This is a genomic window from Dapis hubbardiae BLCC-M172, from assembly GCF_050016015.1.
GTDB lineage: Bacteria > Cyanobacteriota > Cyanobacteriia > Cyanobacteriales > Microcoleaceae > Trichodesmium.
This window is the reverse complement of record NZ_JBNHEQ010000264.1, coordinates 1-5,964: the sequence shown is the minus strand read 5'-3', so window position 1 is coordinate 5,964 and position 5,964 is coordinate 1. Positions and strand designations below refer to the sequence as shown.

Here is a 5,964-nt window from a genome sequence, read left to right as displayed (position 1 = left end):
ATAACTGATAACTGATAACTGAATTTCAAGTCTCTGGGTTTAGTTAGAGGTACTGATAAATGATAACTGATAACTGAATTTCAAGTCTCTGGGTTTAGTTAGAGGTACTGATAACTGATAACTGATAACTGATAACTGAAATGACCACAACCTCCGACTATACAAACAACACAAACCCGATGGAAACAACAGTTCCCCAGTTAGGTGCATTTTTACAAGCTCATAATGAAATTGAATTTATCCTACCACCTTTAGTGGGAATGATGATTACCAATAGATTTCAATTACGGGGTGCTACTGCATTGCTAGTTAACCTTACAGTTGCTGGTTTTGTGCGAGAAATTATTGAACAACTCAAAGAGCAAAAAATAAATATAACTACACCTGTAGTTGATACTGAGGCAACAACTATTTCTCAATCAGTAAGTCCGGTTAGTAGTGAAGACTCCCCAGCATATACTATAGTGCATTCTACTCCAGGTCGCATCCGGTTACGAATACCAAGAGTAGCGTCGGAACCAGACTATGCCAAACGTTTAGAACAACTGTTAAGTGCAGACTCCCATGTATTAAAAGTGCGGATCAACAAGGCAGCAAGTTCTATTATCATCCAATATCAGGCTGACGGAATGTCAGACTGGGAACTAGGAATGTTATTAATGAATATTATTCAAGAGGCTGAGTCTGATGAAGAGGAAATATCTCAACCAGAGGAATAAGTTAAAAGTTAATGGTGGTGGATAGTAATGGTATAAGAAGTGTGGGGAGTGTGGGGAGTGTGGGAAAAAAAATGTATATTCTCATCATTACTACGCAGGACTACCAAAACTTCAGACCAAGAGAAATTTATGATTTCTATCTTTGGCAACTCTAATTATTAGTGTTGGGTTAGTCTGTGGGAAATAAGATACGTTACCTAAACCGGACCTACTAGACCGACACAGCTAAAATGCTTCAATAAGCGTAGGTTGGGTTGAGGTAGGAAACCCAACAAAAATTAAGGCGTATGTATGTTAGGTTTATCCTACAGATAAGTTACACTAACACTTCGTTCTAGAAAGGACTAAATTTTTAGGCGTGTCAAGCCACTTCTGAACTGACACAGCTAATTTTCCCAATTATATTATTGAGGGGCAGGTTTATCTGGTTGAATCTTGAGTCTCATTAATTTAAGGCTAAACCCGCTCCTAGCAAAATTTTATATCATGTCCGCTGGTATCGGAGCGTGTAAAAGTTGGGGAAATGTTTACCTAATTTAAGGTTTTTCCTTTTCTTCTTCCTTCTTCCTTCTCTCCTAGATAATATGAGCCTTCTTCCTTACCTTCTCACTTGCAATACCGATGCTACCGGAGATGATATTAGATGTGTTAAGTCACTACACTAGAAACAGTAGAAATACTTCCTAATTTAATTAAAGTCATGCAAATTATCAAATCACAACAACAAGGGTCAGCATCTGTATTAGCATTCAAAACTCCCACAATATCATTAGTTCATCGGATTCCTGGGCGAGTCAGGTTTCGCGTGATGCGCTTGACTATAGAGAAAAACTATGCTAAAAATGTACAAGAATTATTAGAATTGGATACCCATGTAAAAAAAGTTCGGGTTAACCAAGCTGCGAGTTCTATCATGATTAATTATCAGACTAAAGACAGATCGGAAGCAGAAGTGCTAGAGCATCTGGTATATCTGATGGAAAATGTTGATAATTCTGCCACCAAAATTGTCAGTCAAAAAGTTGACTCCCAACCACCACTAGAAACAGAAGAAGAGGAAAATGAGGGAGAATGGTCGAGCCTAGTAAAACCAGGTCTAGCTACCCTATTAGCTTTTCTCGGCGGACCGTTAAAATTACCAATCTCTCCACAACTAAGTTTTAGCGCCTTAGCTATAGCAGCATTCCCAGTAGTGAAACGCGCTTTCCACAGTTTATTTATCAACCATCGCATTAATATTGACTGTCTCGACTTCCTCTCCTTAACCCTCGGCGCAATTCAAGGCAAACTATTAACACCAGCATTAGTGTTAACTCTCCATGAACTGGGAGATGTAATTCGCGAACAAACTGCTAGGTCAACCGAACATGAAACTGCTGACTTATTAGATGCAATAGGACGTTTTGCCTGGGTAGAACGCAATGGAGAAAAACAGCAAATACCAAGCGACCAAGTAAAACAAGGCGATACAGTAATAGTTTACCCAGGAGAACAAATACCTGTAGATGGGGAAATTTTACAAGGTGAAGCAGTTATTGACCAACAGCAACTCACCGGAGAGTCAATGCCAGTGGTAGGAAAACTAGGCACTATTGTCTATGCTTCAACTTTAGTACGTTCTGGTCAAATTTACATCAAAGCAGAACGAGTAGGTAAACAAACTCGCGCTGCTGCTAGTATTGAGCTATTAGAAAAAGCCCCAGTGCATGATACTAGAATGGCAAACTATGCCTCTCAAATGGCTGACAAATTAATTTTGCCGTCCTTAGTTTTAGCTAGCATTATCTTAGGCACAACTCGCGACCCCAGTAGAACAGCATCTATTCTGACTCTCGACTTTGTGACTGGAATTCGGGTATCTGTTCCTACGGCATTTTTAGGTGCGCTTAACCATACTACCAGACATGGAATTTTGGTTAGGAGTGGTCGTACTTTGGAAATGTTGGCGGAAATTGATACTATCGTTTTTGATAAGACTGGTACTTTGACTCAAGGTAATATTGCTGTGGTGGGAGTGGAAACTGTCGCCGGGCGAATGAGTGCAGAAGAAGTATTGGCTTTAGCAGCTTCTGCGGAACAACGTATTACTCATCCAGTGGCAGAGGCGATCTTCAGTTATGCTCAGGAACAGGGCGTGAATATTTCCCCACGGGGTGAGTGGGATTATAAAGTTGGGTTGGGTATTCAAGCAGAGATTGATGGTAAGGATGTTTTGGTAGGGAGTGCAAAGTTTTTGACTCAGGCGGGGGTTGATTTGGATTGTTTTTATGAGCATCATCCTTGTTTTCAGGAAAATTGCGAACATCCGAATCAAGAATGTCCGGTGTCTGAGTGGTTATCTTTGATTTATGTGGCTTGCAATGGGGAGTTTCAGGGAGCAATTCAATATAAAGATCCAGTACGTCCGGAAAGTATGCCTCTAATTGTCAGGTTGGAGAAAGATTATGGCATGGAAGTACATTTGCTGACTGGGGATAATGAGGTTAGGGCAAAAATGGTGGCAGCGGAGTTGAGAATTCCAGAGTCTCAGGTTCATGCGGAGGCTTTTCCTGACCAAAAGGCTGCTATTGTTCGAGATTTGCGTCGAGCTGGAAAGACTGTGGCTTTTGTGGGGGATGGGTTGAATGATTCAGTGGCTTTGGCTTATGCAGATGTGTCGGTTTCTTTTGAGGATGGTTCAGATGTAGCTAGGGAAACAGCAGATGTGGTGTTGATGAATAATAATTTATCTAGTTTGTTGGAGGCGATCGCTATTGCTAAGGAAACTAAAAATCTGATAGAACAAAATACTATAATGGTGGTAGGGCCAAATTTGGTAGCTTTGGGGTTGGCCTCTACAGTGGGACTACATCCTTTAATTGCTACAGTGGTCCATAATGGCAGTGCGATCGCTGCTGGTTTAAATAGTTTGCGTCCTCTGGTACAGCATCAGTTGGAAAGTGGTAAATAACTGTTAAAATATAATTAGGTAATAGGAAATAACTGCACAATTTTTCTGATTTTAAACTCTGTCCTTAAGGGCGGGATATTATTTAGAGATGAAGAACAGTTAAATAGGGTTTGCTGGTTAAATATCCAAGCCTTTATAGATAAAGGTTTCAGCATTTTTAGGTCTTTAAAAAGTACAAGGTTTTCGCTCTCTAGAGCTGCAAAAAGTTAAGATTTTGGGTTGACGCGAGGCAGAAGAATGAAGGGATAATTCTTCTTCCTAGCTCCTATAAATTTCCCATTCCTCCTGACTCCTACCCTCACCCATAAGACTTTTTCAGCAAGCCCTAAATAACTATTTAAAGTTAACTTCTTACTTCTTAAAGTTATGTCACTTGTTCACTTAAAAAAATCTGTCCTAACTCTTCACCTCCGAGAAATGGTTGAAGATGGTCAAACTAACAATCAATTTGCCATATTAGGATTAGGTATGTTTTTATTCGGTCCTTTAGTAGCTCCTACTGTTGCTAAAATGGGTAGACCTCTTGCCAAAGCTATGATTAAAAGTGGTATTTCTCTATATGAACAAAGCAAGACAACTTTTGCCGAGATAGGTGAAGAATTTGCCAATAATTTAGCAGAATCTCAAACCAATCGGCGGTGTTAAAATTATCAGCATAAATTTGGTATAACTCTCTCGAAATAAACCAACGAGAGAGTATAAATTTAACTGTAAAATTTATGGAGTTGCTGACTTATTTGTATTCAATTCTTGTTGGGAATATGCACCTGCTTTTAAGTTAGCTTTATGTTGTGTTTCTGCTGCTACTTCTGCCTTTGCTTCTGCCACAATATCTCCAAAAACTTCTACTGTTTCTGCCAGAGCGCCTTTAGTTTTTTCTAATAAAGAAACTCCTGTTTTAATAGTTGCTTTAGCCACAGGTTTCAACAAAGGTAAAATAATTGGAGTCAAAACAACCGCCCCCACACCCACTGCAATTGGAACTCGATGCTGAATTATCGTTTGTTTAACTTGTTGTGGTAAGTTTTGAGTTGCTTGTTCCCAAGTTTGATTAACTGGAACAGGTAAATTTTTATTAACTGATTCCAGTGGATTTTGATTCATTTGTGCTGCCATTTTATGCTCTCCTGATTTTGTACAAAATACAATTTTAACAATAAATATTATTAAAAACAATTAATTTTTAATTAAATAATACTAAATCCACTTATCGGAGTAGCACTTTGAGTCCTGCTCAAATTTTTCTTTTTGCCTCTTGCCTTTTGGATAAGTGCTTCCATCAGCAATAACCTTTATAATTCAACCATATTTGCTATAATACTAATTTGATAAATGTTTGTTGCAAATGGTTGAATTCAAGAATTAAGAATTAAGAATTTAGAATGCGCGAATTACCTCTCCTTGAAAAGAAGAGGATTGACGAACAGGAAAATTTTTATTTATTATCCCCTTAAAAGGGGAGGCTTTAAACCACAATATTTCGGTAAGGAAGAGGGCAGAAGGAAGAAGGAATAAAGATTGAAAAAAAAAGAGAAAAATGATAGAGATAGCTATCTAAAATAAATTGGAGAAGTTCTTGTTAAGCATTTCGGATCGAGACGCACCTTTTTGTAGGATTCTTTTTTTTAACTGGTAGAAGTCTTGATATAGCAATTCCCATGCTGCTGAGGTACAAAATTCGTTTGTTTTAGGGAAAACTTAACTGGGAACACTTAACTGGTATGGAGGGAATAAGGAATAGGGAATAGAAAAGAAATTAAAGATAGGTATACCTCATAAGCTTGAGAAACGCTATAGCAATCCTCCGCATATTTGTGGCAAAAATCTTACTGCTTTTTAGGCAAGAGGCAAGATGCAACAGGCAACAGGTAAGAGTTTCAAATTTTTTATCTACTTTTTAATTTATCACAACCTATTTAGGATTGCTATATATCAATTACTATAAAATTTGCTATACTTGGATTTTCTATTGTTAAATACTTATTTGTTGAAGTTAATCCTCCGTATTGAGTAATTACTGTCAGGAATCAAGAGGGGATTTTTTGTGAAATTACCGAATAATTAATAATTAATTATTAATAATTAATAATTAAATAATTCTGGTTTAAAGCCTCCCCTTGGATAGGGGAAAAAAAGCGGTCGTTTGCGAAGCATTCCGTCAGGATGGGATGGCGAGGTCTCCTCGCCATATCCAATCGACCAAGAGAAGAAATAATATTTCCTGATCTTCAATCAAGAAAGGTTTTAACCAGAGGTAATTATCAATTATCAATTATCAATTATCAATTATCAATT

Annotated in this window: 4 protein-coding genes; 3 read left to right on the top strand and 1 reads right to left on the bottom strand. The window is 37.9% G+C overall.

What is annotated here, in order from left to right; genetic code table 11:
• The first annotated feature begins 140 nt into the window (after positions 1–140).
• The 3 genes from ACP6PK_RS24365 to ACP6PK_RS24355 all read left to right on the top strand — a co-directional run bounded on the left by ACP6PK_RS24365 (position 141) and on the right by ACP6PK_RS24355 (position 4,314).
• The gene (locus tag ACP6PK_RS24365) at positions 141–719 is read left to right on the top strand and encodes an HMA2 domain-containing protein (RefSeq protein WP_094673586.1); all 579 of its coding nucleotides are present in this window, start codon (positions 141–143) and stop codon (positions 717–719) included.
• 700 nt (positions 720–1,419) lie between these two features.
• Positions 1,420–3,669 carry a heavy metal translocating P-type ATPase gene (locus ACP6PK_RS24360; RefSeq protein ID WP_426563423.1) on the top strand — a complete coding sequence of 750 codons (2,250 nt, stop codon included), beginning with the start codon at positions 1,420–1,422 and terminating at the stop codon, positions 3,667–3,669.
• A 366-nt stretch (positions 3,670–4,035) separates the two neighbouring features.
• A complete protein-coding gene (locus ACP6PK_RS24355; protein ID WP_426563421.1) occupies positions 4,036–4,314 on the top strand; it encodes a DUF5132 domain-containing protein in 279 nt (92 codons plus the stop codon).
• Positions 4,315–4,386: 72 nt separating this feature from the next.
• Here the strand turns inward: ACP6PK_RS24355 and ACP6PK_RS24350 are convergent, their stop codons facing one another.
• The gene (locus ACP6PK_RS24350) at positions 4,387–4,785 is read right to left on the bottom strand and encodes a DUF5132 domain-containing protein (protein ID WP_426563419.1); all 399 of its coding nucleotides are present in this window, start codon (positions 4,783–4,785) and stop codon (positions 4,387–4,389) included.
• Between the last annotated feature and the right edge of the window lie 1,179 nt (positions 4,786–5,964).

What these genes read in the sequence shown, in the direction of transcription:
- ACP6PK_RS24360 (WP_426563423.1), top strand. Translation starts at nt 1,420, where the DNA reads ATGCAAATTATCAAATCACAACAACAAGGGTCAGCATCTGTATTAGCA.
- ACP6PK_RS24365 (WP_094673586.1), top strand. Translation starts at nt 141, where the DNA reads ATGACCACAACCTCCGACTATACAAACAACACAAACCCGATGGAAACA.
- ACP6PK_RS24355 (WP_426563421.1), top strand. Translation starts at nt 4,036, where the DNA reads ATGTCACTTGTTCACTTAAAAAAATCTGTCCTAACTCTTCACCTCCGA.
- ACP6PK_RS24350 (WP_426563419.1), bottom strand. Translation starts at nt 4,785, where the DNA reads ATGGCAGCACAAATGAATCAAAATCCACTGGAATCAGTTAATAAAAAT.